Genomic DNA, 24,900 nt, shown 5'->3' on the forward strand with positions numbered 1-24,900 from the left:
GACAGCTCGCGGGTATCATGGAGGCGGTTCCCGTGCACCCCTTTGGAGAACCGATGACACCGAGTAGAAGAGTCGCGCATCCGTGAGTACAGCAGACGCACCCGCCACCGTCCCGTCCAGGCCCGCGAAGCTCGGCCTGCGCCGCAAGATCAAGGCGTACGTCGCCCTCACGAAGCCCCGCATCATCGAGCTCCTGCTCGTGAGCACGCTCCCCACGATGATCTACGCGCAGCGCGGCTTCCCGTCCCTCGGTCTCATGATCGCGACGCTGATTGGTGGGGCCTTCGCCGCGGGGAGCGCGGGATCGTTCAACTGCTACATCGACCGGGACATTGACCGGCTCATGCGCCGCACGGAGAAGCGTCCCCTTGTGACCGGGGAGGTCACACCGCGGGAGGCGCTCGTGTTCTCGTGGGTCCTCGGCATCGCAGCGCTCGCGATCCTCTGGTTCGGCGCGAACCCGCTCTCGGCTGTCCTCGGCGCGGCGGCCATCTTCTTCTACGTCGTCATCTACACGCTCATCCTCAAGCGCCGCACGGCACAGAACATCGTGTGGGGCGGCGCCGCGGGCTGCTTCCCGGTGCTCATCGCCTGGTCGGCTGTCACGAACACGATCGAGTGGCCCGCCGTCATCCTCTTCCTCGTCGTCTTCCTGTGGACCCCACCGCACTACTGGCCGCTGTCGATGCGCTACGGCGAGGACTACCGGAATGCGCACGTGCCGATGCTCGGCGCGGTGGCCGGTGCCAAGATCGTGGCGGTGCAGGTAGTGCTCTACGCGTGGGCCATGGTCATCGCCTCGCTGCTCATGATTCCCCTCGGCCACGCAGGCTGGGTGTACACGGTGGCCGCGGTCGCGGTCGGCGGATGGTTCCTCTACGAATCACACGCGCTCTACGTGCGGGCCCAGCGGGAGGAAATCCAGGACAAGAAGGCGATGAAGGTCTTCCACGGCTCCATCAGCTACCTCACCGTGCTGTTCCTTGCACTGGCCGTGGACCCCTTCGTCGGGGCTCCGCTCATCGGCTGAGCCTGGTACCCGCAGAGTTATAACAGGAGGGCCGCGGCGTGACGCCGCGGCCCTCCTGACCTGGGAGCTGCACATCAGCTCGCGGGGCTGCGAGATGGTGCGCGCCCCGGTGGTGACTTACCCCTTGGGACTGTACCGCGCGACGTCGGCCGTGTTGGTTGCAGCCGCCATGAGCAGGGCCGAGACGAGCATGTGGGCGGCGACGAGCAGCGCGGGGATCCCGGTGTAGTACTGGGTGATGCCGATCGCCGCCTGAAGGATGGTAAGGCCTAGCAGGGCAAGGACCCCATTGCGGTACGCCCCGCGGATGCGGCGCGTGAGGGCGATGACGACGCCGAACAGCGCGCCGAACACGACGAGGTACGCGGGCACCGCATGGATGTGGGAGAACAGATCCCAGTCGAGCCCGTTGCGCGGCGCATTCGCGTCGCCAGCGTGTGGGCCGGCACCCGTCACCGCCACACCGAGCACCACGGCGGCGGCCGCAGCGGCGGCCGTGGCCACCATGGTCGGAGCGATGGATCCGGGCAGTGCAGGGTAGCTGCGGTCCATGACGCGGCCGGCTCGCCCGTACGCCCGGTTGACCAGGAGCATCGAGAGGATCACGAGGGCCATCGACACGAGGAAGTGGAGGCCCACAACCCACGGGTTGAGCTGCGTGAGCACGGTGATGCCGCCGATGACGGCCTGGGCCGGAACGCTTGCGAGCAGCCCGACGGCGAGCCAGAACAGGTCCTTGCGCTCCTTTCGGAGGTTCCACAGCATGACCACCATCGCCAACGCCACGGCCGCCAGGGCGAAGGTCAGGAGGCGGTTGCCGAACTCGATGATGCCGTGGACGCCCATCTCCGGCGTCGTGGCAAGGGACCCCGCGGTGCACCGCGGCCACGTGGGACAGCCGAGACCCGAGGACGTGAGGCGGACGGCGCCGCCCGTGACGATCAGCACGATCTGGCCGATGAGCGAGGCGAGCGCCATGGCCCGGATGCGCCCATCCACCTCCCTGGGCAGTCGGGCGGTGAAACGCGTGAGGACGGTGTCGGTCATGGGATCAGCTCCATCGGAACCAGCGGGTGGCGGCGGCGCCGGCGAGCACGGTCCACAGGACGAGCACGACGGCGGAGGGGACGTTGAGTGAGCCTTCGATGAAGGCCGAGCGGACGGCGTCGCCCAAGGCCCCCGAAGGGAGGTACCCCACGATCGGGGCGATGGCGGCGGGCGCGCGCTCGGAGGGGAGCACAATGCCGCCCATGACGCCGAGCAGGATCCACACGAGGTTGGTCACGGCGAGCGTCGCCTCGGGCCGGGCGGTCCCGGCGATGAGGAGGCCGAGTGCGGTGAACGCCGCCGCGCCGAGGGCGAGAAGGGGCAGTCCGAGGAGGAGCCCGACGGCGCTGGGCCGCCATCCGAGGATCAGCGCCACGCCGCCGATGACGACCACTTGCACCGCGAGCACCACGAGCACGGCGAGCACTTTTCCAGCGATGAGCCCGCCACGTCCCAGCGGCGTGGTCGAGAGGAAGCGGAGCACCCCGTAACGGCGGTCGAATCCTGTCGCGATGCCCTGACCGGTGAATCCCACGCTCATGGTGCACAGCGCAAGCACCCCGGGAGCGGCGACGGCGATCCGGCTGGGGCCCAGACCGTCGAGGACGGGCGTGAGCGTGAGGCCGATGAGGGCCATGAGTGGGAGGACGATCATGAGGGTGAGCTGCTCGCCGTTGCGCAGCATGGTCACCGTCTCGTACCGGCCCTGCTGCCAGACTCGGCGGGTCAGGCTTGCCGCGCTCATGCGGCGCTCCTCCTGCTGCCGCGGCGTCCGGGCTCGAGGTCGCTGTCCGCGGACTCTTCCGCGGATTCCGCGGCGATCGCGAGGAAGACGTCCTGGAGGTTCGCGCGGCCGAGCTCGAGGTGCTGCGGCATGATGCCATGGGCGTGCAGCCACTGCGCGATCCCGGCCAGGTCCGCCGAGGTGAGCTCGCCCTCGATCACGTAGTGGCCCGTGGACGGCTCGGTGACAGTGATCGCCTCGCGCCCCGCGCGTCCGGCGAAGGCGTCCGCGAGCGGCAGCCCGGGCTCGGTCCGCAGCGTGAGCCGCGTGCCGGCCCCCTCGCGGCCCTCGAGGATCTCGGCGACGGACCCGCTCGTGATGACGCGGCCGCGGTCGAGGATGTGGACCACGTCGGCGAGCCGCTCGGCGTCGTCCAGCAGGTGAGTGGTGAGGATGATGCCGAGCCCCTCGCGGCGCAGCTCGTCGATGAGTTCAACGACGAGCTCCCGTGACTGCGGATCGAGCCCTGCACTCGGCTCGTCGAGGAACACCACCTCGGGACGCCCGATGAGGGTCGCCGCGAGCGCGACGCGCTGCTTCTGGCCTCCCGAGAGCCGCCGGATGGTCGTGGAGGCGAATTCGTGGATGCCGAGACGCTCAGCGAGCTCGTCGACGGGCTGCGGGTCGGCGTACATGCCCGCAACGTGCCTCAACAGGGCGAGTGGGCGCGCCGACGGCGGCAAACCGCCCTCCTGGAGCATGATCCCGACGCGGGCGCGCAGCTCGGCGTCGGCCTTCTCGGGGTCCTGCCCGAGGAGCCGCACCACGCCGTCCGTGCGCTTCTGCAGGCCCTGCGCGCACTCGAGCGTGGTGGTCTTGCCGGCGCCGTTGACGCCCAGGAGCACCGTGATCTCGCCCGCGCGGGCCGTGAGGTCAACGCCGGCCAAGACCCGCTTCATGCGGCCGTCGAGGGAGGGAATGGGTCCGACGTCCTTCACCAGGCCTTCGATTTCGAGGCAGGGGGTACCGGTCTGTAGCACCTGTCCATTCTACGCAAGGTAGTAGTCTCTGTTCGCGCGGCTCGGCTTGGGCCGGAGGTCCCTGTGCGGTTCGCCATCGGCGTGATAAGTGTCTCCTTACTGGAGACTGCCGGAGTATTAGGCAATGATTGTCTTGTGTATTCCGTGAAGACGCCGAAGGCCGACACGAGGCCTGACTCTGAGGACCGCACGCGCGACCGCGTCCTCAGTGCGGTCCTCGAGCACGGGCCCGTGAGCGCTGCCGAGCTCGGCGACATGCTCAACGTCACGCCGGCAGCCGTGCGCCGCCACCTCGATGCCCTGACCGACGCGGGCGTCGTCGAAGTCAAGCGCGTAGCGACGTCTGGCACCGGCGCCGGCAGGCCCGCTCGCCGGTACGTACTGACTTCGCGCGGCCAGTCGACCATCGGTGACGACTACCTCGACATCGCCCGGAAGGCGCTTGAACGGCTCTCGGAGCTGGGGGGCCCCGGAGCCGTGGAGGACTTCGCCCACGAGCGCTTCTCGGCCATGGAGCGCCGTTACCGGCCCCTCGTGGATGCGGCGGGCGACGACGTCGCGGCCCGCTCGCGCGCGCTCGCCGACGCGCTCACGGCCGACGGCTTCGTGGCCTCGGCCGCGTCCGTCCAGGGCAAGCCGGTGCTCCCGGCGCACCTCGCGAGCGTCCAGCTGTGCCAGGGCCACTGCCCCGTGCAGCAGCTCGCGGCGGAGTTCCCGGTGTTCTGCGACAGCGAGACGGCAGCCTTCTCGCGCCTCCTCGGCGTGGACGTCCGGCGGCTCTCGACGCTCGCGCAGGGCGGCCACGTGTGCACGACCCACATTCCCACCGGGCGGGGCCAGAAGACGGCCCACGCCGCGGAGAGTACAACCGACCAGCAGAGAGGCCGCGATGACGGATCAATTAGCTGAGAACCGAGCCGCGACCACCGCGGGCCAGGCGCAGGCCGGGTCCACGGTGATCGCCGAGATCCTGGAGAGGAATCCCGAGCTCCACGGGATCGGCACCTACGAGTACGGGTGGGCCGACAAGGACGACGCCGGCGCCAACGCGCGCCGCGGCCTCAACGAGGACGTGGTCCGGGACATCTCCGGCAAGAAGAGCGAGCCCGAGTGGATGCTCGATCTCCGCCTCAAGGGCCTGAAGTACTTCGACCGCAAGCCCATGCCGCTGTGGGGCGCAGACCTGTCCGGCATCGACTTCGACAACATCAAGTACTTTGTGCGCTCCACGGAGAAGCAGGCCGGCTCGTGGGAAGACCTCCCGGAGGACATCCGCAACACCTACGAGAGGCTCGGCATCCCCGAGGCCGAGCGTTCGCGCCTCGTGGCCGGCGTGGCCGCGCAGTACGAGTCCGAGGTCGTGTACCACCAGATCCGCGAGGACCTCGAGGCCCAGGGCGTGATCTTCCTCGACACGGACACCGCGCTCAAGGAGCACCCCGAGTTCTTCACCGAGTACTTCGGGACGGTCATCCCTGCCGGCGACAACAAGTTCGCCTCGCTCAACACCGCTGTGTGGTCCGGCGGCTCGTTCGTGTACGTCCCGAAGGGCGTCCACGTCGAGATCCCGCTGCAGGCCTACTTCCGCATCAACACGGAGAACATGGGCCAGTTCGAGCGGACCCTCATCATCGCGGACGAGGACTCCTACGTGCACTACATCGAGGGCTGCACCGCCCCGATCTACACGTCTGACTCGCTGCACTCGGCCGTCGTCGAGATCATCGTGAAGAAGGGCGCCCGCGTCCGCTACACGACGATCCAGAACTGGTCGACCAACGTCTACAACCTCGTGACCAAGCGCGCCGTCTGCCACGAGGGCGCCACGATGGAGTGGATCGATGGAAACATCGGCTCCAAGGTGACCATGAAGTACCCGGCCGTCTACCTCGTGGGCGAGCACGCCAAGGGCGAGACCCTTTCGATCGCCTTCGCGGGCGCGGGCCAGCACCAGGACACCGGCTCGAAGATGGTCCACATCGCGCCGAACACGAAGTCCTCGATCGTGTCCAAGTCCGTGGCCCGCGGCGGGGGACGCGCTGCGTACCGCGGCCTCGTGCAGGTGCGCGAGGGGGCGAAGCACTCGGCCAACACCGTGCGCTGCGACGCCCTGCTCGTCGACACGATCTCGCGGTCCGATACCTACCCGTACATCGACATCCGCGAGGATGACGTGGTCCTCGGCCACGAGGCGACCGTCTCGCGCGTGTCGGAGGAGCAGCTCTTCTACCTCATGTCCCGCGGTATGCCCGAGGACGAGGCCATGGCGATGATCGTGCGCGGCTTCATCGAGCCGATCGCGCGCGAGCTCCCCATGGAGTACGCCCTCGAGCTGAACCGATTGATCGAACTGCAGATGGAAGGGTCCGTCGGCTGAGATGACAGAACTGACCGAAGTGACGACTGAAGAGAACATCGCCGAGAAGGCCCGCATCGGCGCGCCGTCCATCCCCGGCCTCACCGAGGAGGGCGAGACGCTCGCCCCCGCGCAGACCGCAGCCTCCCCGCTCGGCGGTGACGCGGCCAAGGCGCATTCCCACGGCGGCGGCTACGGCATCCCGGACAGCTCGCGCGCCGGCCGCCTGACCTCGTACCGCCTCGAGGACTTCCCGGCCGTCAAGGGAACGGAAGAGGAGTGGCGGTTCACGCCCCTCAAGCGTCTGGGCGGGCTTCACAAGGACGTGCTCGACGGCGCCGCGCCGGCTGTCGCTGTCGAGGCGCCGGAGCAGGTCCGCGTCGAGACCGTGGGCCGCGACGATGCCCGCATCGGCTCCGCCGGCATCCCCGAGGACCGTGTCTCCGCGAACGCCTGGGCGCACTTCGCCGAGGCCACGGTGGTGACGATCCCGTCCGGCATCGCGCTCGATGAGCGGGTCCTCGTGACGCTCACGGGCGCGGGCCTCGCCGCAGCAGCCCAGCATGTGGTGATCGTGGCCGAGAAGGGGGCGCGAGGCGTCGTCGTGCTCCAGCATGTCGGTGCGGCCATCGTCTCGGAGAACGTCGAGATCGTCCTCGAGGACGGCGCCGACCTCACCGTGGTGACCCTCCAGGAATGGACCGACGAATCGGTGCATGCCTCGAGCCAGCAGGTGAAGATCGGCCGAGACGCGCACATCAAGCACATCGTGGTGAGCCTCGGCGGCTCGCTGGTCCGGATGACCCCGACGGCCCGCTTCGCCGCGCCGGGCGGGCAGGCCGAGCTCTTCGGCCTGTACTTCGCGGACGCAGGCCAGCACCTCGAGCAGCGCACCTACGTGGACCACGCCCAGCCCAACTGCGTCTCGAACGTGCTGTACAAGGGCGCGCTCCAGGGCAAGGACGCGCGCACCGTGTGGGTCGGCGACGTCCTCATCCAGAAGCAGGCCGAGGGCACCGACAGCTACGAGAAGAACCAGAACCTGATCCTCACCGACGGCGGCCGCGCCGACTCGGTCCCGAACCTCGAGATCGAGACGGGCCTCATCGAGGGCGCCGGCCACGCGAGCGCGACCGGCCGCTTCGACGACGAGCACCTCTTCTACCTCATGGCCCGCGGCATCCCCGAGGACGTGGCGCGCCGGCTTGTGGTGCGCGGCTTCCTGAACGAGATCATCCAGAAGATCGGCGTTGCCAGCATCGAAGAGCACCTCACCGAGGCCGTCGAGCGCGAGCTCGACGCTGGCGAAAACTGACCCTCACCCCCTCGCGACTTCGCCCGGAGCGACCGGGCACTAGGAGAACACACATGTCCACTCTGGAGATCAAGGACCTGCACGTCTCGATCGAGACCGAGCAGGGCGTCAAGGAGATCCTCAAGGGCGTCACCCTGACCGTCAAGACCGGCGAGACCCACGCCCTCATGGGCCCCAACGGCTCCGGCAAGTCAACGCTCGCCTCGACCATCGCGGGCCACCCGCGCTACACCGTCACCTCGGGCTCCATCACGCTCGACGGCGAGGACGTCCTCGCGATGAGCGTCGACGCCCGCGCCCGCGCTGGCCTGTTCCTCGCGATGCAGTACCCCGTCGAGGTCCCCGGCGTCACGATGACGAACTTCCTGCGCACCGCGAAGACGGCGATCGACGGCAAGGCTCCGGCGCTGCGCACGTGGACCAAGGACGTCAAGGCCGCCATGGAGCAGCTGCGCATCGACGCGGACTTCGCCCAGCGCAACGTCAACGAGGGCTTCTCGGGCGGCGAGAAGAAGCGCGTCGAGATCCTCCAGCTCGAGCTCTTCAAGCCGAAGTTTGCCATCCTCGACGAGACCGATTCCGGCCTCGACGTCGACGCCCTCAAGGTCGTCTCCGAGGGCGTCAACCGCGCCCAGGACGAGGGCAACATGGGCACGCTTCTCATCACCCACTACACGCGGATCCTGCGGTACATCAAGCCGCAGTTCGTCCACGTGTTCGTGGACGGCAAGATCGCCGAGCAGGGCGGCCCCGAGCTCGCAGACCGTCTCGAGGACGAAGGCTACGACCGCTACCTCGCCGCGGCGGGCACGGCGTCCGCGCAGGCCTGACGCCACGGACACCACAGTCGAAACAGGGAAGGCAGCGATGACAGAGATCCAGCCCGCACCGACCGCGCTCGCGGACATCGAGGAGCGTCTCAAGGACGTCATCGACCCCGAGCTCGGCGTCAACGTCGTGGACCTGGGGCTCGTCTACGGGCTCGAATACGGCGAGGACGGTGCGCTGCTCATCAGCATGACGCTCACAACCGCCGCGTGCCCGCTCACGGACATCCTCGAAGAGCAGGTCGGACAGGTCCTCGACGGGGCAGTCGACGAGTGGCGGCTCAACTGGGTCTGGATGCCGCCATGGGGTCCCGAGCGGATCACCGAAGACGGCCGCGACCAGATGCGTGCTCTCGGGTTCAACATCTAGACGCCCAGACATCCAGAAGCCTGGACGGCCGCGAGAGCGGACGACGGCGGCCGGTCGCCTTCTTTACGGAAGGCGACCGGCCGCCGTCGTGCTTCAGCTGCTCCAGCCGCCCCGGGTGCAGCTCACACGGTTCCAGTGAGCGTGTTGCACTGGTTGATGTCCCCGCTCTGGAAACCGCGCATGAACCAGGTCTGGCGCTGCTGGCTCGAGCCGTGCGTCCAGGACTCCGGGTTAACGCGGCCGGTCGCCGACTTCTGGATGCGGTCATCGCCCACGGAAGAGGCCGCCGAGAGCGCGTCCTGGACGTCCTTCTGCGTGATCTGCTGCAGGTAGGGCTTGCCGGTGGCCGGATCGTTCACAGTGCTGGCGTAGTGCGCCCACATCCCCGCGTAGCAGTCCGCCTGGAGCTCCACCCGGACGCTGCCCGACTGGGGGCCCTGGGGGTCCTTCTGCGCGTAGCCCAGAGTGCCCAGGAGATCCTGGACGTGGTGGCCGTACTCATGCGCCACGACGTATTCCTGTGCGAGAGGACCGCCGGAGGATCCGAAGCGGCTCACGAGCTCGTCGAAGAACCCTGGATCGAAGTAGGCCGACTTATCGCCGGGGCAGTAGAACGGCCCGACGGCGGTCGTGGCCGGGCCGCAGGCAGTGGAGGTCTGGCCGCTGAAGACGACCGCTTTGGGGTTCGTGTACTTCACGCCCTGCTTGCTGAGGTACGGTGCCCAGAATGCGTTGACGCTGTTGACCGTTCCGACAATCCGGCAGTCGAGCCGCTGAGAGGCGTCCGCACCCGTCTTGCACGTGCCCGTCCCGTTGCTCGCCCCGGTTCCCGCGGGCGCCTGCTGCTGGCCCGTGTCCTGGCCGCTGCCGGTGAGATCGGACAGGATGCCCGGGTTGACTCCGAGAAGGCTCAGGACGATCACGAGAAGGGCGCCGCCTACGCCGCCGCCGATCATGGTGCCTCGCCCGAGTCCGCCACCCCCGCCGCGCCGGTCCTCGACCTGCGACGGATCGAGCTGGGCACCGTCGTTGAAACTCATGACCCTAGGGTAACTTGCGCTGTGTGACGGCAGCCGGTGGGCGGAGGGAACCGCGCCGATAGACTGGGGGGATGCCTTTTCTGGACCGTCTCTCGCGGTGGGCTGCGCAGAAGCCGCACGAGCCCGCAGTGGTCTGCGGAGATGATCGGCTCTCATGGGTGCAGTTGCACGACGCCGCCGCGGCCCTGGCCCGCTCGGGGGAGCCGACCGCCGTCCTGCGCGCAGGGAACAGCGTGGACTTCGCGGCGCGCTGGGCGGCGGGCGTCGCGGGGGAGCGGGAGTGCGCCGTGCTCGACCCGGCCTGGCCGCGGGATCTTGCGGACGACGTCGAACGGCGCCTCGCGGACCGGTGGGGCACCACGGTTGGGGGCAGGCTCGGCCCCGAGGAGCTCGCCGACGGCGCTCTGGAGTCGACTTTCCTGGTGGGCCTGACCTCCGGCACCACGAGCGTGCCCAAGGCGTTCAGCCGGTCCCGCGGCTCCTGGGTCCGCTCCTTCGAGGCGTCTGCGGCGGCTTTCCGCCTCTCGCCCGAGGACCGTGTCCTAGCGCCTGGGCCGCTCTCAGCCAGCCTCAACCTGTACACGCTCTCCGAGTGCCTGTGGGCGGGCGCCACCTTCCATACGCTTCCCTCGTTCGACGTGGCAGATGCCCACGCCGAGATCAGCCGCCGCGGGATCACCCGCCTCGTGCTCGTTCCGACGATGCTGAGGGTCCTCGCCGAGCGCGGCCTCACCGGGGATGTCGATGCGAGCGGCATCAGCGCCGTTGTGTGCTCGGGCCAGAAGCTCGACCGGCGTACGCTCGAGGCCGTGCGGCGCTGGGCGCCGCAGTCCGTCCTCTGGGAGTATTACGGCGCCTCGGAGCTCAGCTTCGTCGCGGCCAGCCGGCACGATCCTGGCACCGGGCCCGCTGAGGTGGGGACCGGCGTCGGGCGTGCGTTCGACGGCGTCAGCCTCGCCATTCTCGACGACGCGGGCCAGCCGGTGCTCGGCGGCGAGACGGGCAACATTGCCGTGCGCAGCGACCTCGTATCCAACGGGTATGTGTGGGGCGACGACGGCCAGGCCTTCATCCGGTTCGGTGACTGGTTCACGGTCCGCGACCAGGGGTTCCTCGACGGTGACGAGCTCCACGTGCTCGGCAGGACGCAGGACATGATCAATACGGGCGGCCACAACGTCTATCCCCACGAGGTCGAGGCGGCCCTGGGGATGCTTCCCGGCGTCGCCGAGGTGGTCGTGACGGGCATCCCCGACGACGTGCGCGGGCAACGGGTGGTTGCGGGGATTGTCCCTTCCCATGCGGGGCTCTGCCAGACGCAGGTCCGGGCTGGGCTCGAGGGACGGCTCCCGCCCGCCAAGCGTCCGCTGCAGTACCTCGAGCTCGATGAGCTGCCCGTGACCGAACGCGGGAAGGTCTCACGGCGGGAGTTCCAGCGCTGGGTGCTCGAGGGGGACTCGCGTGCCCGAGCGCTTGCGTAGCCTGCCGGGCGGGCCTCTCGTCGTCGAGGGGCTGAGGACGCCGATAGTCCGTGCGGGGACGCTCCTGCGAGGGGTGCCCGTGCACGGGCTCCTCGCGCCGGTGCTGCGGGCCCTCGTGGACCGGACCGGCGTCGACGAGTCGCTGCTCGCCGACGTCGTTGTGGGCAATGCCGCTGGCGGCGGTGGGAATCTCGCGCGGCTCGCGGCGCTCACGGCCGAGCTGCCCGAGGCACTTCCGGGCCTGACCGTGGACCGGCAGTGCGGCTCGGGCCTCGATGCGGTCATCCTTGCGTGCCGTCTGGCCCAGGCCGGCGCAGGCGAGGCGTTCCTCGCCGGGGGAGCGGAGTCGATCAGCACCGCACCGGTGCGCGGGCGGCGGCAGCCCGACGGCTCCGTCGAGTTCTACCGCCGCGCCCAGCACGCTCCTGCAGGGCTCGGCGTGGGGCCTGATGGCGAGCCCGAGGCCGACGATCCCGAGATGGGCTATGCCGCCGAGACCGTGGCGCGCGAGGCCGGGATCTCCCGCGAACGGCAGGATGCGCTCGCGCTCCGCAGCCATGCGCGCGCCCTCGCGGCGGCCGCTTCGGGGACGTTCGACGGCGAACTGGTCCCCGTGCGCGCGGGCGGAGACTCCCAAGGGAGCTGGGTTCGGGCAGACAACGGCCCGCGGCCCAAGCTCGATGGGCGGATCCTCGAGCGCTTCCCCGCGGCCTTTGTCGACGGCGGAACGGTCACGGCCGGCAACTCGTGCTTCGATGCCGACGGTGCGGCCGGCGTACTCGTGGCGACGCGGGAGGCCGCAGCAGGCCTCGTAGACCTGCTCGGCCGGGCCACGCTCGCGTTCCTCGGCGCCGAGACCGTCGGCGTGGACCCTCGGATGCTCGGACTCGGCGCGGCGGCGGCCGTGGAGAAGCTCCTTGCGGGTGCAGGGATCGCGATCGGTGACCTGAGGGCCGTCGAGTTCAATGAGGCGTTCGCGGGCCAGGTCCTCGCGTGCACGGACCGGCTGGGGCTGCGCGGCGCGTCCCTCGACGCCGTGCTCAACACCGAGGGCGGCGCCCTCGCGCTCGGGCACGCCTACGGCGCCTCAGGTGCCGTGTCCGTGGTCAGGCTCCTCGCCCGTGCCCAGTCGCTTCCCGAGGGTTCGCTGTGCCTGGCCATGATCAGCTCGGCCGGAGGCATCGGCACGGCAGCCCTCTTCGAATCGGTCCGCCTCTAGCCGCCCCACCTCCCGTTGTGGGGTCTCTGGCGACCTGTTGCGGGGTCCTTGGCGGCGGTTCGCGTCGCACAGGACTCCGCAGCGCTCCGCCAGGGACCCCGCAACGCTCCGCCAGGGACCCCGCAACGCTCCGCCAGGGACCCCGCAACGCTCCGCCAGGGACCCCGCAACGCTCCGCCAGGGACCCCGCAACGGAAAAGGGGGAGGGAAGGCCAGGGGTGCTGGGTCAGTCGTCGCCGAGGCCGCGGGCGGCGAGGGCGTCGCCGGTGCGGCGTGCATAGGCCACGGCGGAGAGCACCACGGGCACGGTGCGGGCCCGCACGCTCCGCTCGAGGCCGCGGGCGCGCGCGGAGTCACCCACCTCCGCGAAGGAACCGGCGAGGACGGGGATGCTGCGGATCATGATGGCGATTGCGAGCGCGAACCGCTCCGGGTCCGCACCGAAGCGCCGGAAGGGGCGCGCGAGGGCGGCGACGCCGTCGAGCAGATCCCGCAGCGGGACCGTCGCGGTGAGCAGGCCGGCAGCCACGAAGCATAGGAGCAGATTGGCCACGATCCGGGCTGCGGTTGCCGGCCCCTGCTGCCACCACTGGAACGCGAGGAGGACTGCAGCGAGGGGCACCACGAGCTTCCATGACGCGACCAGCCGGCGGATGCCGAGCCCGGCGGACAGCCACGCAGTGACCACAGCGCCAAGCGCGAGTAGTGAGACACGCCAGTCGAGCAGGACAAAGCTTGCCGCTCCCGCGGCCACGACGCCCACGAACTTGGCCCACAGCGGCGCGCGGTGCAGCCACGAGCGGCCCGGCACGTAGCCGACCAGCAGCCCGCCGGAGTCCCTCGAACGCATCAGCTGCCACCCGCCGTCGTGCGCCCCGCCGGATCGACCGGTGCCGGATCGAGCGGTGCCGGATCGACCCGTGCCGGATCGACGCGCGCGTGATGACCGCGCGCCTGATCACCGTCGGCTGAACGGACGGGTGTCGCATCCGCCGCGCACAGCGCACGGTAGAACGAGACCGCCGCCGCGGGGGCGCCGTCGAACGCTATCCGCCCGTGCTCGACGACGAGGACGCGATCGGCATCGAGCGCGAGATCGAGATCGTGCGTCGAGAGGATGACCTGCTGCGGCAGGCCCGCAAGCGTGCGGCGCAGGAGCTCGCGGTTCCTCAGGTCCAAGAGGGTGGAGGGTTCGTCGAGCACGAGCACGTCCGGCTCCACGGCGAGCACGGCCGCTAGGGCCATGAGCTGCCGTTCGCCGCCCGAGAGCTCGTAGACACTTTGGTCGGCGAGCGCGCCGAGGCCGAACCGGTCGAGGACAGACTGCGCCGCGGCGGACCGCTCGGAGCGCGAGCGGTGGCGTCGGCGCAGGGAGAGCTCGACGTCTTCCCTGCCCGTGGGCATGACGAGCTGCGAGAGCGGGTCGGTGAACACAAAACCGACGCGCTGGCGCACCTCGCGCCCGTCCCGGACGGTGTGGAGACCGTCGACGCGCACGGCACCCGCCGTCGGCTCGACCAGGCCGTTGAGCAGCCGCAGGAGGGTCGACTTGCCCGAACCGTTCGCGCCCACGACGGCGATGCGCGCCTCGGTCAGCGACAGCTGGATGCGATCGAGAAGCACTTTGGACGCGGGCCGCGGCGAAGGCCCGGCATCGGGGGCGTCGAGGGCAACGGCGACGGTGACGTCGTCAAGCTGGATGGCCGCCATGGGCTACTTGACGCGGCGGACGAGCACGTCCGGGAACGCTCGGTGGACGGCGGTGGCGGCGATGGCGGCGACGATGTTCTTGAGGATGTCGCCAGGGTAGTAGGCGAGGTCCGCGAGGAAGGCGGCGTTCCACGAGAGCTTGAGGTTGAGCATCATGCCGAGGACGCCGAGCCCGTGGACCACCACGACCAGGACAAGCGTCGCGGCGAGGAAGAACCACAGTGCGCGGCGCCTGGCGGAGAAGCGCCTGATGACGAACTGCGCGGCCAGACCCAGGACGAAGGCGCCCACGAGGAAGCCCACGATGTATCCGCCGGAGCCGCCCGCGAGGACCTGAAGCCCGGCGCGGCCCCCCGAGAAGATCGGGAGCCCGGCGAAGGCAAGGACCAGGTAGAGGCCGACAGCTGCCGCCCCGCGGCCTGCACCGAGCACCAGGCCGGTGAGCATGATGGCGAGGGTCTGGAGAGTGATCGGCACGCCGAACGAGCCGACCGGGATGCCGGGGACCAGCGCGGACGCCGCGATGAGGGCGGCGAAGACGGCGATGAGGGCGAGGGATCGGGCATCCCACTGACGGCGCGGGGCCGCGGTGCCCTCGCCGGCGGGCGCGCTCTTCTGGCTCATGGTTCCTCCTGGACGGGCTGCACACTCATTCTGACTCTGAACGCTACGCGCCGCTGCTGGCAGCCATTTTGTCGGCACGGCACGAGGCACGGGGCTCCCGCGTTGGTGCACATCTACAACTCCGTCGCTGCCGACAAGTCGCCTGCCCGGGGCCATCAGGAGACCTGACCCTGCCGGAAGTGCCCGCGTAAGCCGCAGGTGTTTGATTGGCTACAGGTCTGGCGGGGCAGTGGGAGGCCGGGGCTAGTATGGCTCCCGTGCGCTGTGTGATGTGCATCATGGCGATGCACATCAGGCGGTGGCGGTCCGCGACTCGGGAGGTCTCCCATGGCAAGTCCGCTGCAGTGGCCGGTTCTGCGGCAATTCCTCGAGCATGACCCGACGGGCCGGCATCACGCGGCCAAGTCGCGCGCCACGGAGGAGCTCACCGCACGCATCGAGACGGCCGACCGCGTCGTCGACTCGATCTGCCCCTTCTGCGCGGTCGGCTGCGGGCAGCGGGTCTATGTCAAGGACGAGAAGGTCGTCCAGATCGAAGGGAACCCCGATTCTCCGATCAGCCGGGGCAGGCTCTGCCCCAAGGGATCGGCGTCGCTCCAGCTGACCACGGGCGACGCACGGGAGAAGTACGTGCTCTACCGCCGGCCGTACGGGACGGACTGGGAACGCCTCGACCTCGAGACCGCGATGGACATGGTGGCCCAGCGCGTCGTCGACACCCGCCGGGACACGTGGGAGTGGGAGGCCCACGATGTTCGGACGCGGCGCACGATGGGCATCGCGAGCCTGGGCGGCGCCACGCTGGACAACGAAGAGAACTACCTCATCAAGAAGCTCCTGACGGCGCTGGGCGTCGTCCAGGTCGAGAATCAGGCGCGTGTCTGCCACAGCTCGACCGTCGCCGCGCTCGGCACGAGCTTCGGCCGCGGGGGGTCGACCACCTATCTGCAGGACCTCCAGCGGGCGGACTGCATCATCATCCAGGGATCCAATTTCGCCGAGGCCCACCCGGTCGGATTCCAATGGGTCATGGAGGCCAAGGAACGCGGTGCGAAGATCATCCACATCGACCCGCGGTTCTCCCGCACGAGCGCCCTTGCCGACACTTTCGTGCCGATCCGGGCGGGAACGGACATCGCCTTCCTCGGTGCCCTCATCAACTGGGTCCTGACCCACGAGGCGTACTTCCGCGAGTACGTTGTCAACTACACCAACGCGGCCACCATCCTGCGGGAGGACTTCCGGGACACCGAAGACCTCGACGGGCTGTTCTCCGGCTTCGATCCGGAGGGGCCCAACTACGACCAGCAGACCTGGCAGTACGAGGGTGCCGACGTCGCAGCCTCCTCCGGCGAGCGCGAGTCCCAGGCGCACGAGAGCGGCACGACGCTCGGCGAGTCGGGGCATGGACACTCACACGGCTCCGGAGGTCCCTCGCTTCGCGGCGACTGGCGACGGGACGAGACGCTCCAGGACCCGAGGTGCGTCTTCCAGACGCTCAAGCGCCACTACGCGCGGTACACGCCGGAGATGGTCGAAGAGGTCTGCGGGGTGCCGCGGGAGCTGTTCGCCGAGGTCGCGGAGGCGATCACCGCCAACTCAGGGCGCGAACGGACCACGGCGTTCGCGTACGCCGTGGGGTGGACTCAGCACACCACGGGCGTCCAGTACATCCGGTCAGCTTCCGTCCTGCAGCTGCTGCTGGGGAACATCGGCCGCCCGGGCGGCGGCATCATGGCCCTGCGCGGGCACGCGAGCATTCAGGGGTCGAGCGACATCCCGACGCTCTTCGACCTCCTGCCCGGCTACCTGCCGATGCCCCACGCCGAGCAGCACATGGACCTCGACGGCTATGTCGAGGCGGACTCGGCGGAGCGCGGCTTCTGGGCCAACATGCGTTCGTACATGGTCAGCCTGCTCAAGGCCTACTGGGGGGACGCCGCAACGGCGGAGAACGACTACTGCTTCGACTACCTGCCCCGCATCACGGGGAGCCACGGCACCTACGAGACGGTCGCCGCGCAGCTTGAGGGCCTGTGCAAGGGCTACTTCCTCCTCGGCGAGAACCCAGCCGTCGGCTCGGCCAACACCCACCTGCAGCGCGCGGGCATGGCCAAGCTGGACTGGCTCGTGGTGCGGGACTTCTCCCTCATCGAGAGCGCGACGTGGTGGAAGGACGGCCCCGAGATCGCCACAGGCCAGATGAAGACGCAGGACATCGGGACCGAGGTGTTCTTCTTCCCTGCGGCCTCGCACACTGAGAAGAGCGGCAGCTTCACCAACACCAACCGGCTGGTCCAGTGGCACGATCAGGCGGTGGAGCCCGACGGCGACCGTCGCAGCGACCTGTGGTTCATGTGGCACCTGGGCAATCGGATCCGCGGCCTTCTCGCGGACTCGGTGGATCCGGCGGACCGACCGTTGCTGGACCTCGCGTGGGACTACCCGACGGTCGGGAGTCAAGGCGATCCGGATGCCGACGCCGTCTTCGCCGAGATCAACGGAAGGAAGGCGGACGGCACGCCGCTGTCCGCCTACACCGAGCTCAAGGACGACGGGTCGACGTCGTGCGGGTGCTGGATCTACTGCGGGTGCAGGGCCGACGGCGTCAACCAGGCGGCGCGGCGGAAGCCGCACACTGAGCAGAGCATCTCGAGCCGGGAGTGGGGCTGGGCGTGGCCGGCCAACCGCAGGGAGCTGTACAACCGGGCCTCGGCGGACCCCGAGGGTCGTCCGTGGAGCGAGCGGAAGAAGCTCATCTGGTGGGACGAGGACGCCGGCAGATGGACGGGTGACGACGTGCCCGACTTCGAACCGACGAAGCCGCCATCGTATCGTCCGGCCGAGGGCGCGCTCGGTGTCGAGGCGATCTCCGGCGTCGACCCGTTCATCATGCAGGCCGACGGCAAGGGGTGGCTGTACACCCCGGCCGGACTGGTCGACGGGCCGATGCCGGTCCACTACGAGCCGCAGGAGTCGCCGTTCCCCAACGCGCTGTACTCGCAGCGGCGCAACCCCGTGCGGAAGCTGATGCCCCGCGAGGGCAACCGCTACCATCCCAGTGGCGGCGAGCGCGGCGCAGACGTCTACCCGTATGTGCTGACGACGTACCGTCTGACCGAACACTTCACCGCCGGTGCGATGACACGGTGGCTCCCGTATCTCGCGGAACTGCAGCCGGAAGCCTTCTGCGAGGTCTCGGCCGAGCTCGCCGCTGAGCGGGGCCTCACCAACAAGGGATGGGCCACGCTCATCTCCGCTCGGGGGGCCGTCGAGGCTCGGGTACTCGTGACCGGGCGGATGAAGCCGCTCAGAGTGCACGGCCGGACCCTCCATCAGATCGGCATGCCGTACCACTGGGGGCCGAACGGCCTCACGCGCGGAGACGCGATGAACGAGCTCTCGTCGATCGCGATGGATCCCAATGCCCATATCCAGGAGGTCAAGGCGCTCACGGTGGACATCCGCCCTGGTCGCCGGCCGCGTGGGCCTTCCCTGCCAGCACTGGTCGAGGAGTACCGCCGGCGCGCCGGCATCGACGAGCACACGGGCATCGACACGCACACAGGCGACGAGGGAGTCAAGGCATGAGCACCACGCAACTGGGGATGCCCACGATCGGGGTTCCCCGCAAGGGATTCTTCACCGACACCAGCCTGTGCATCGGGTGCAAGGCGTGCGAGGTGGCGTGCAAGGAGTGGAATCAGATCCCCGCCGACACGTCGCTCAAGCTGACCGGGGAGTCCTTCGACAACACTTCGTCGCTCGGTGCCGACACATGGCGGCACGTCGCCTTCATCGAGCAGAAGGTGCCAGCGACCGATCCCTCGGCGCACGACGGCGTCAAATGGCTCATGTCCTCGGACGTGTGCAAGCACTGCACCCACGCGGCGTGCCTCGACGTGTGCCCCACGGGCGCCCTCTTCCGGACCGAGCATGGGACGGTCGTGGTGCAGCAGGACGTCTGCAACGGCTGCGGCTACTGTGTGTCCGCGTGTCCCTACGGCGTCATAGACCAGCGCAAGGAGGACGGGCGCGTCTTCAAGTGCACGATGTGCTACGACCGGCTCGGCGCGGGCGAGGAACCGGCCTGTGCGAAGGCCTGTCCCACCAAGTCCATCCAGTACGGAGAGCTCGACGAGCTGCGCGAGCGAGCCGACGCGCGGCTCGAGGAGCTGCACGAGCGCGGCGAGGAAGGGGCCCAGCTGTACGGCCGCGACCCGGAGGACGGCGTGGGGGGCGACGGCGCGTTCTTCCTCCTGCTCGACGAGCCCGAGACCTACGGACTGCCACCGGACCCGATCGTCACGACGCGTGACCTGCCGGCGATGTGGAAGCGTGCCGCCGGTGCCGCGGCAAGCCTCCTCGCAGGCGCCGCGCTCGTCTTCTGGGGAGCCAGGAAGTGAGCCCGCGCCGCGGTCGCACCGAGGAGTTCACCTCGTACTACGGCAGGCCGATCCTCAAGGAGCCGACGTGGCAAGCGCTCGACATCGCGGGCTACATCTTCGCGGGCGGCCTTGCAGGAGCGTCCTCGATCCTCGCAGCGGGCGCGCAGCACACGGACCGGCCCGGGCTCGAACGCAGCGCGAAGCTCACGGCGCTGGCGGCCATCTCCGCGTCTGTTGTTGCCCTCGTCCATGACCTCGGTCGGCCGGAGCGCTTCGTCAACATGCTTCGGGTGGCCAAGCCCACCTCGCCGATGAGCGTGGGCTCGTGGATCCTGTCTGCCTACGGTCCACTCGCCGGTGCGACCGCGGCCGCCAACGTCCTCGGAATCTTCCCGCGGGCCGGGAAGGCCGCGGGGATCGGTGCGGGGATCACGGGGTCCGCCGTTGCGACGTACACGGCCGTGCTCCTCGCCGACACCGCGGTGCCGACCTGGCACGACGCCCACGAGCGGCTGCCCTTTGTCTTCGCGAGCAGTGCGGCCGCGTCTGCCGGGGGCCTCGCGGCGGCGCTTGCTCCCATTGCGCAGGGACAGCCCGCCCGGCGCATGGCGATCGGCGGGGCCGCAGCAGAGATCGCGCTGAGCGTAGCGGTGGAGCGGAGCGGCAACCTCTCGGCCGAGACGCTCCACGAGGGCCGCGCCGGCGTGCTCCTGCGCCTGTCGAAGGCCTTCACGGTGGGCGGTGCCGTGGGTCTCGCGTTGGGGGGACGGTCGTCGCGCGGAGTGAGCACGCTGTCCGGCCTCGCGGTGGCCGCGGGCTCCGCGCTCCTGCGGTTCGGCTTCTTCGAGGCTGGCCGCGCATCCACGCGCGACCCGAAGTACGTCGTCGTGCCGCAGCGTGAGCGGCTCGCGGCGCGTCAGGAGGCGGCGGTCGGGGCCGATACCATGGGGTGAGGCCCATATCCGGGCCGCATCCCCCGAAAGGCTCTCCCCGACGTGATCACTGTCTCGAACCTCGAACTCCGCGCTGGCGCTCGCCTGCTGATGGATGAGGTGAGCTTCCGGATCGACAAGGGCGACAAGATCGGGCTCGTGGGCCGCAACGGTGCGGGCAAGACGACGCTGACGCGTGTTCTCGCGGGCGAGGGTCTGCCGGCCGCCGGAACAGTGACCCGGACGGGGGAGATCGGCTATCTGCCGCAGGACCCGCGCACCCCTGACATGGAGCAGCTCGCGCGTGACCGGATCCTGTCCGCGCGGGGGCTCGACGTCGTCGTGCGGAGGCTCCGCGAGGCCCAGACGGACATGGCGAGCGATGACGCCGAAGTCCAGCGCAAGGCCATGGGACGCTACGACCGGCTCGAGTCCGAGTTCCTCGCGGGCGGCGGCTACGCGGCCGAGGCCGAAGCCGCGGCGATCTCCGCCAACCTCGCGCTCCCGGACCGCATCCTCAACCAGCCCCTGCGGACCCTCTCCGGAGGCCAGCGCCGTCGCGTCGAGCTCGCGCGGATCCTCTACTCGGGCGCCGACACGCTGCTCCTCGACGAGCCCACCAACCACCTCGACGCCGACTCGATCATGTGGCTGCGCGACTTCCTCAAGGCCCACCAGGGCGGCCTCATCGTCATCTCGCACGATGTCGAGCTCCTCGAGGCCACCGTGAACAAGGTGTTCCACCTCGATGCGAACCGCGCGGTCATCGACGTCTACAACATGGGCTGGAAGCGCTACCTCTCCCAGCGCGAGACCGATGAACGGGCACGACGCCGCGAGCGCGCCAACGCTGAGAAGAAGGCAGCCGTCCTCCTCGACCAGGCGAACAAGATGCGGGCGAAGGCCACGAAGGCCGTCGCGGCACAGAACATGGCCAAGCGCGCGGAGCGGATGCTTGCGGGCCTTGCTGAAGAGCGGACCTCCGACCGCGTGGCCGCGCTGCGCTTCCCGGAGCCCGCGCCGTGCGGCAAGACGCCGCTCACGGCCGAGGGACTTTCGAAGTCGTACGGCTCGCTCGAGATCTTCACCGACGTGGACCTCGCGGTGGACCGTGGCTCACGCGTGGTCATCCTGGGTCTCAACGGTGCGGGCAAGACGACGCTCCTGCGCATGCTGGCCGGCGTCGACAAGCCGGACACCGGCGAGGTCATCCCCGGGCACGGGCTCAAGGTCGGCTACTACGCCCAGGAGCACGAGACCCTCGACACGAGCCGATCCGTGCTCGAGAACATGCGCAGCGCCGCCCCGGACCACCTCGGCGACGCCGATGTGCGCGGCATCCTCGGCTCGTTCCTGTTCCAGGGCGACGACGTCGACAAGCCGGCCGGGGTCCTCTCCGGCGGTGAGAAGACGCGCCTGGCCCTGGCCACGATCGTGGCCTCGAGCGCGAACGTCCTCCTCTTGGACGAACCCACCAACAACCTCGACCCCGCGAGCCGCCGGGAGATCCTCGGCGCCCTCAAGACCTACAAGGGTGCCGTGGTCATGGTCAGCCACGACGAGGGCGCCGTCGAGGCGCTCAATCCGGAGCGTGTCGTGCTGCTCCCGGACGGCGTCGAGGACCTGTGGAGCGCCGACTACCTCGACCTCATTACGCTGGCCTGACAGGGTTCGACGGCGCTCAGCGCCGACTGCGCTCTACACCGACAGCGCTCAACCGTGCGTGGGCTCAACCACCGGGCCTACCGGACGGCGAGCGCCTCGGCGTCCGTGACCCGGGTGAGGTCAGCGTAGCTGATCGAGAGCATCGACTGATGGTCTCCGGCCCCCGCCCACAGCAGCGAGTACCCGGCCAGATGGACGTCGATGAGCGTACGGAGCCGCTCTGGATGGCCCACGGGCGCGACGCCGCCCACGCGCTGCCCCGTGTGCTCGAGCACGAACTCGGGTGACGCGCGGCGCACCTTCCCTCCGAGTGCGCGCGAAACGAGCTTCGTGTCCACGCGCGCTGCGCCGCTCGCGAGGATGAGGAGGGGCGCGCCGTCGTGCTCGAAGACGAGGCTGTTCGCGATCGCGCCCAGTTCGCAGCCCAGCGCCTGGGCGGCCGCCGCGGCGGTCGGCACGTCGTCCTCCAACGTCACCACAGTGTCCGGCAGCCCGGCAGCGACGAGGGCCGCCCTGACGCGGTCGACGGCGGGCCGGTCGCCTGCCGCCGTTCCCGCCGTCAGTGGAACCCCTGGGCGTCGAGGATGGCGTCCTCTTCCTCTTCGGTCGTCGGGCGGCGCTTCTTCCTGGGCTCGAACCGCGCGGCCCGCGCGGCGGCCTCGCTCGCGGCGCGGCGCGCGTCCTCGCGGGAGGACCCTGCAGCGCCATCATTCGTGCCCGCGTCGGCTGGCTCGCGATCGTCGAGCTCGGCTGCCGCTGCGGCAGCCGCCGTCTCGGCGGCTGCGTCGATGGCATCGTTCTTCGCCTGCTGGCGCGCCGCGTAGCCGAACCCGATGAACATGAGCACGGCGAACGCGAGCCACTGCAGGGCGTAGGAGAGGTGCATGCCCTCGTCCGGCTGCGGCTTCGGCAGGGACGCTGGCGTCTGCGCGGGCGCGGGACTCTCGCTCGCGAGCATCCCGTACGCCCCGGCCAGAACCGGGTAGGGCAGCTGCTGGGCGAACCCCGGCAGGTCGATGGAGGCGAGCTGTCCTTCGGGCGCCCCCCGGTCGAGCGCGGGCTCGCTCGGGCGCAGACGCACGACGACGGTCGTTGGCCCCGCGGGAGGGGCTGGGACCGCATCGGGCCGGCCCGCCTCTTTGTTGCCGATCGGGAGCCAGCCGCGGTCCACGACGACCGTCTGCCCCGAGTCGAGCCGGAACGGGACCACGACCTCGTAGCCGGGCTGGCCCGAGTTCGGCCGGTTCCGGACCACGCGGGTCTGGGCGATGTCGTAGGAGCCGCGCAGCTCGATCTGCTTCCACTCGCTCTCGGTGGGCATCGAGACGAAGTCACCCGCGGCCTGGGCGAAGGGGACCGGGGCCGCGTCGTAGTTGCGGGTCACGAGGTCGATGTTCGCCTTGGCCTCATCGAGGCGCGCCATCTGCCACCGGCTCAGGAGGACGCAGGCGATCGCGAACACGATGGCCAGCCCGAAGTACGTGAGCCAGCGACGGGACACCAGGAAGCGGTACATCAGCCGTGCACCTCCTCGAACGGGAGCGTCTCCCGCCAGAGCATGCGCGTCCGCAGGTAGTCCTCAAGCCAGTCCCGGTGCTCGCCGCACGCGAGCCAGACCTTACGGCGCTCGGGGGTGTGGATGCGGGGGTTGTTCCACAGGAGCCTCCACTGGGCGCTGTCACGGCAGCCCTTGCGGGAGCACATCGGTACCTCGGGAGTCTCGCCGCCTTCGCTGGGCAGCATGCTGAAGAGACTCACGCGGCACCCGTCTTCGGGTCGGTCCTGCCGTCGTTCGGCGCGTTGTCGTCCCGCTCGTCGTCGGTCGCTTCGTCGTCGACCATCTCACCCTGGATCGTCTCGGGGCCTCCGGCGTCGTCGTCCTCGAGATAGCCGGTCCCGAGCTCGCCGTAGGAAACGTGGTCAACGAGCTCGCTGTCGAACGACTCGGTCTGCGTCTGCGCGTTGGCGATCACCACCGCGATCCACGGCAGGAAGACGGCTCCAGCCACGGCGATGAGCTTGAACCAGCCGTCGAGGAAGAACAGGGCGATGATGCAGACCACGCGGATGCCCATCGCGAGCGAGTACCGGACCATTCGCTGGTGCATGTCCACGCTGTGTCCGGGAGCGGCCGAGGTGATGCTGTGGACTTCTGCATCGCCCGGGGCGCTCTCAGCAGCGCCGTCGTCGGCATACTCATCGCCGGCTGCGCCGGTCTTGCGGCCTTCAGGATCTTTCGTCATCACACTCCCAAGCACCCTCCATTGTTCCACTCCGGCCTGTGGACCGCCGAATCTGAGCGATTCCGCGCGATGGTGCCGGAGCCTTGGCTAGGATTCACCCAGAACCGGCGCCGACCCGCGGCGCCCCCCAACGATCCTAGGAGCGCCAGTGAGCCCGGAAGCCCCGTCCCCGCGCAGCGTCCTCATCACCGGAGGCAACCGCGGCATCGGCCTCGCGATCGCCAAGGCATTCCTCGCCAACGGCGACAAGGTTGCCGTCACGTACCGCACCCCGTCCGAGCTGCCGGCGGGCATCCTCGGCGTGCAGGCCGACGTGACGGATGAGGCGTCCATCGATGCCGCCTTCAAGGCAGTCGAGGAGGCCCACGGCCCCGTCGAGGTGCTCGTTGCGAACGCCGGCATCACCAAGGACACGCTTCTCCTGCGCATGAGCGAGGAGGACTTCACCTCTGTCCTCGACACGAACCTCACGGGCGCCTTCCGCGTGGTAAAGCGCGCCTCAAAGGGCATGATCCGCCTCCGCAAGGGCCGCGTGGTCCTCATCTCCTCAGTCTCCGGCCTGTACGGCGCCCCGGGGCAGATCAACTACTCGGCGTCGAAGGCCGGCCTCGTGGGGCTGGCCCGCTCGCTCACCCGCGAGCTCGGCTCGCGCGGCATCACGGCGAACGTCGTGGCCCCCGGCTTCATCAATACGGATATGACGGCCGAGCTCCCGCAGGAGACGCAGAAGGACTACCTCTCCCGGGTACCCGCCGGCCGCTTCGCCGACGCCGACGAGGTCGCGAACGTGGTCCGCTGGGTCGCGAGCGACGAGGCCTCCTACATCTCGGGCGCGATCATCCCCGTGGACGGCGGCCTCGGGATGGGCCACTGACCCTCCACCGTCCGG

General features: G+C 69.7%; 24 protein-coding genes. 13 read left to right on the forward strand and 11 right to left on the reverse strand.

Translation table 11 applies throughout. From position 1 onward, the window contains the following. Window positions 1-82 precede the first annotated feature (82 nt). Window positions 83-1,030, forward strand: a complete 948-nt coding sequence (locus AB5L97_RS09155; protein ID WP_307956462.1) for a heme o synthase — start codon at window positions 83-85, stop codon at window positions 1,028-1,030. A gap of 117 nt (window positions 1,031-1,147) precedes the next feature. On the opposite strand, the gene AB5L97_RS09160 is transcribed toward AB5L97_RS09155, so the two are convergent. Genes AB5L97_RS09160 through AB5L97_RS09170 form a run of 3 tightly spaced genes read right to left on the reverse strand, consistent with a single transcriptional unit; the run spans window position 1,148 to window position 3,841 of the window. Next, window positions 1,148-2,077 carry a COX15/CtaA family protein gene (locus AB5L97_RS09160; RefSeq protein WP_307956461.1) on the reverse strand — a complete coding sequence of 310 codons (930 nt, stop codon included), beginning with the start codon at window positions 2,075-2,077 and terminating at the stop codon, window positions 1,148-1,150. 4 nt (window positions 2,078-2,081) lie between these two features. Continuing rightward, window positions 2,082-2,822 (reverse strand): ABC transporter permease, encoded by a 741-nt coding sequence (locus AB5L97_RS09165; protein ID WP_369047257.1) that lies wholly within the window; start codon window positions 2,820-2,822, stop codon window positions 2,082-2,084. Beyond that, window positions 2,819-3,841, reverse strand: coding sequence for an ABC transporter ATP-binding protein (locus AB5L97_RS09170; protein WP_369047258.1), 1,023 nt, complete (start codon window positions 3,839-3,841; stop codon window positions 2,819-2,821). Before AB5L97_RS09170 ends, AB5L97_RS09165 begins: the two co-directional genes overlap by 4 nt. Before the next feature lie 144 nt (window positions 3,842-3,985). Here AB5L97_RS09170 and AB5L97_RS09175 point away from each other — a divergent pair, with 144 nt between their 5' ends. The 5 genes from AB5L97_RS09175 to AB5L97_RS09195 are packed head-to-tail and all read left to right on the forward strand — an operon-like array spanning window position 3,986 to window position 8,709. Beyond that, entirely contained in the window at window positions 3,986-4,750 is a 765-nt protein-coding gene (locus tag AB5L97_RS09175) for a helix-turn-helix transcriptional regulator (RefSeq protein WP_307956458.1), read from the forward strand. Further along, window positions 4,731-6,218: a Fe-S cluster assembly protein SufB gene (sufB, locus tag AB5L97_RS09180; protein WP_307956457.1), complete on the forward strand. Its 1,488-nt coding sequence runs from the start codon at window positions 4,731-4,733 to the stop codon at window positions 6,216-6,218. The genes AB5L97_RS09175 and sufB overlap by 20 nt, the downstream gene beginning before the upstream one ends. A 1-nt stretch (window position 6,219) precedes the next feature. Continuing rightward, window positions 6,220-7,512: a Fe-S cluster assembly protein SufD gene (sufD, locus tag AB5L97_RS09185; protein ID WP_423246836.1), complete on the forward strand. Its 1,293-nt coding sequence runs from the start codon at window positions 6,220-6,222 to the stop codon at window positions 7,510-7,512. 53 nt (window positions 7,513-7,565) lie between these two features. After that, window positions 7,566-8,342: a Fe-S cluster assembly ATPase SufC gene (gene sufC / locus AB5L97_RS09190; protein ID WP_307956456.1), complete on the forward strand. Its 777-nt coding sequence runs from the start codon at window positions 7,566-7,568 to the stop codon at window positions 8,340-8,342. 37 nt (window positions 8,343-8,379) lie between these two features. After that, window positions 8,380-8,709, forward strand: coding sequence for a metal-sulfur cluster assembly factor (locus tag AB5L97_RS09195; RefSeq protein WP_369047259.1), 330 nt, complete (start codon window positions 8,380-8,382; stop codon window positions 8,707-8,709). A gap of 122 nt (window positions 8,710-8,831) precedes the next feature. On the opposite strand, the gene ypfJ is transcribed toward AB5L97_RS09195, so the two are convergent. Beyond that, a complete protein-coding gene (ypfJ, locus tag AB5L97_RS09200) occupies window positions 8,832-9,749 on the reverse strand; it encodes a KPN_02809 family neutral zinc metallopeptidase (protein WP_369047260.1) in 918 nt (305 codons plus the stop codon). Between the two features lie 71 nt (window positions 9,750-9,820). Here ypfJ and AB5L97_RS09205 point away from each other — a divergent pair, with 71 nt between their 5' ends. Both AB5L97_RS09205 and AB5L97_RS09210 read left to right on the forward strand, forming a co-directional pair. Beyond that, on the forward strand, window positions 9,821-11,230 hold the full coding sequence (locus AB5L97_RS09205) for a class I adenylate-forming enzyme family protein (protein WP_369047261.1): 1,410 nt from the start codon (window positions 9,821-9,823) through the stop codon (window positions 11,228-11,230). Next, a complete protein-coding gene (locus tag AB5L97_RS09210) occupies window positions 11,211-12,449 on the forward strand; it encodes a thiolase family protein (RefSeq protein ID WP_369047262.1) in 1,239 nt (412 codons plus the stop codon). The genes AB5L97_RS09205 and AB5L97_RS09210 overlap by 20 nt, the downstream gene beginning before the upstream one ends. Window positions 12,450-12,675: 226 nt before the next feature. Here AB5L97_RS09210 and AB5L97_RS09215 read toward each other — a convergent pair whose 3' ends face one another. From AB5L97_RS09215 to AB5L97_RS09225, 3 genes are read right to left on the reverse strand one after another with little or no spacing between them, the layout of a single operon-like run. Then, window positions 12,676-13,299, reverse strand: coding sequence for an energy-coupling factor transporter transmembrane component T family protein (locus AB5L97_RS09215; protein WP_369047263.1), 624 nt, complete (start codon window positions 13,297-13,299; stop codon window positions 12,676-12,678). Next, window positions 13,299-14,159, reverse strand: coding sequence for an energy-coupling factor ABC transporter ATP-binding protein (locus tag AB5L97_RS09220; RefSeq protein ID WP_369047264.1), 861 nt, complete (start codon window positions 14,157-14,159; stop codon window positions 13,299-13,301). The genes AB5L97_RS09215 and AB5L97_RS09220 overlap by 1 nt, the downstream gene beginning before the upstream one ends. A 3-nt stretch (window positions 14,160-14,162) precedes the next feature. Next, the gene (locus AB5L97_RS09225) at window positions 14,163-14,783 is read right to left on the reverse strand and encodes a biotin transporter BioY (protein WP_369047265.1); all 621 of its coding nucleotides are present in this window, start codon (window positions 14,781-14,783) and stop codon (window positions 14,163-14,165) included. Between the two features lie 327 nt (window positions 14,784-15,110). Here AB5L97_RS09225 and fdh point away from each other — a divergent pair, with 327 nt between their 5' ends. Genes fdh through AB5L97_RS09245 form a run of 4 tightly spaced genes read left to right on the forward strand, consistent with a single transcriptional unit; the run spans window position 15,111 to window position 21,768 of the window. Continuing rightward, complete coding sequence (gene fdh / locus AB5L97_RS09230) at window positions 15,111-18,374, forward strand: formate dehydrogenase (RefSeq protein ID WP_369047266.1); 3,264 nt, start codon at window positions 15,111-15,113, stop codon at window positions 18,372-18,374. Next, entirely contained in the window at window positions 18,371-19,189 is an 819-nt protein-coding gene (locus AB5L97_RS09235) for a 4Fe-4S dicluster domain-containing protein (RefSeq protein WP_307956447.1), read from the forward strand. Before fdh ends, AB5L97_RS09235 begins: the two co-directional genes overlap by 4 nt. Continuing rightward, entirely contained in the window at window positions 19,186-20,124 is a 939-nt protein-coding gene (gene nrfD, locus AB5L97_RS09240; RefSeq protein WP_369047267.1) for an NrfD/PsrC family molybdoenzyme membrane anchor subunit, read from the forward strand. Before AB5L97_RS09235 ends, nrfD begins: the two co-directional genes overlap by 4 nt. A 42-nt stretch (window positions 20,125-20,166) precedes the next feature. Then, entirely contained in the window at window positions 20,167-21,768 is a 1,602-nt protein-coding gene (locus tag AB5L97_RS09245) for an ABC-F family ATP-binding cassette domain-containing protein (RefSeq protein ID WP_369047268.1), read from the forward strand. Window positions 21,769-21,845: 77 nt separating this feature from the next. Here the strand turns inward: AB5L97_RS09245 and AB5L97_RS09250 are convergent, their stop codons facing one another. The 4 genes from AB5L97_RS09250 to AB5L97_RS09265 are packed head-to-tail and all read right to left on the reverse strand — an operon-like array spanning window position 21,846 to window position 24,011. Further along, a complete protein-coding gene (locus AB5L97_RS09250) occupies window positions 21,846-22,331 on the reverse strand; it encodes a YbaK/EbsC family protein (RefSeq protein WP_369047401.1) in 486 nt (161 codons plus the stop codon). Next, entirely contained in the window at window positions 22,328-23,284 is a 957-nt protein-coding gene (locus AB5L97_RS09255) for an SURF1 family protein (protein WP_369047269.1), read from the reverse strand. Before AB5L97_RS09255 ends, AB5L97_RS09250 begins: the two co-directional genes overlap by 4 nt. Then, the gene (locus AB5L97_RS09260; RefSeq protein WP_369047402.1) at window positions 23,284-23,511 is read right to left on the reverse strand and encodes a hypothetical protein; all 228 of its coding nucleotides are present in this window, start codon (window positions 23,509-23,511) and stop codon (window positions 23,284-23,286) included. Before AB5L97_RS09260 ends, AB5L97_RS09255 begins: the two co-directional genes overlap by 1 nt. 11 nt (window positions 23,512-23,522) lie before the next feature. After that, on the reverse strand, window positions 23,523-24,011 hold the full coding sequence (locus AB5L97_RS09265) for a DUF3099 domain-containing protein (protein ID WP_369047270.1): 489 nt from the start codon (window positions 24,009-24,011) through the stop codon (window positions 23,523-23,525). A gap of 148 nt (window positions 24,012-24,159) precedes the next feature. Here AB5L97_RS09265 and AB5L97_RS09270 point away from each other — a divergent pair, with 148 nt between their 5' ends. After that, window positions 24,160-24,885: a beta-ketoacyl-ACP reductase gene (locus AB5L97_RS09270; protein ID WP_307956441.1), complete on the forward strand. Its 726-nt coding sequence runs from the start codon at window positions 24,160-24,162 to the stop codon at window positions 24,883-24,885. The last annotated feature ends 15 nt before the right edge of the window (window positions 24,886-24,900 follow it).

The organism is Sinomonas sp. P10A9 (assembly GCF_041022165.1).
In the GTDB taxonomy this organism is placed as follows: Bacteria; Actinomycetota; Actinomycetes; order Actinomycetales; family Micrococcaceae; genus Sinomonas; species Sinomonas puerhi.

Excerpts from the sequence above, each read along its gene's own strand:
- sufB (WP_307956457.1), top strand. The coding sequence starts at position 4,731 with ATGACGGATCAATTAGCTGAGAACCGAGCCGCGACCACCGCGGGCCAG.
- ypfJ (WP_369047260.1), bottom strand. The coding sequence starts at position 9,749 with ATGAGTTTCAACGACGGTGCCCAGCTCGATCCGTCGCAGGTCGAGGAC.
- AB5L97_RS09215 (WP_369047263.1), bottom strand. The coding sequence starts at position 13,299 with ATGCGTTCGAGGGACTCCGGCGGGCTGCTGGTCGGCTACGTGCCGGGC.
- AB5L97_RS09225 (WP_369047265.1), bottom strand. The coding sequence starts at position 14,783 with ATGAGCCAGAAGAGCGCGCCCGCCGGCGAGGGCACCGCGGCCCCGCGC.
- AB5L97_RS09255 (WP_369047269.1), bottom strand. The coding sequence starts at position 23,284 with ATGTACCGCTTCCTGGTGTCCCGTCGCTGGCTCACGTACTTCGGGCTG.
- AB5L97_RS09160 (WP_307956461.1), bottom strand. The coding sequence starts at position 2,077 with ATGACCGACACCGTCCTCACGCGTTTCACCGCCCGACTGCCCAGGGAG.
- sufC (WP_307956456.1), top strand. The coding sequence starts at position 7,566 with ATGTCCACTCTGGAGATCAAGGACCTGCACGTCTCGATCGAGACCGAG.
- AB5L97_RS09220 (WP_369047264.1), bottom strand. The coding sequence starts at position 14,159 with ATGGCGGCCATCCAGCTTGACGACGTCACCGTCGCCGTTGCCCTCGAC.
- AB5L97_RS09205 (WP_369047261.1), top strand. The coding sequence starts at position 9,821 with ATGCCTTTTCTGGACCGTCTCTCGCGGTGGGCTGCGCAGAAGCCGCAC.
- AB5L97_RS09235 (WP_307956447.1), top strand. The coding sequence starts at position 18,371 with ATGAGCACCACGCAACTGGGGATGCCCACGATCGGGGTTCCCCGCAAG.
- AB5L97_RS09265 (WP_369047270.1), bottom strand. The coding sequence starts at position 24,011 with ATGACGAAAGATCCTGAAGGCCGCAAGACCGGCGCAGCCGGCGATGAG.
- AB5L97_RS09165 (WP_369047257.1), bottom strand. The coding sequence starts at position 2,822 with ATGAGCGCGGCAAGCCTGACCCGCCGAGTCTGGCAGCAGGGCCGGTAC.
- AB5L97_RS09260 (WP_369047402.1), bottom strand. The coding sequence starts at position 23,511 with ATGCTGCCCAGCGAAGGCGGCGAGACTCCCGAGGTACCGATGTGCTCC.
- fdh (WP_369047266.1), top strand. The coding sequence starts at position 15,111 with ATGGCAAGTCCGCTGCAGTGGCCGGTTCTGCGGCAATTCCTCGAGCAT.
- AB5L97_RS09195 (WP_369047259.1), top strand. The coding sequence starts at position 8,380 with ATGACAGAGATCCAGCCCGCACCGACCGCGCTCGCGGACATCGAGGAG.
- sufD (WP_423246836.1), top strand. The coding sequence starts at position 6,220 with ATGACAGAACTGACCGAAGTGACGACTGAAGAGAACATCGCCGAGAAG.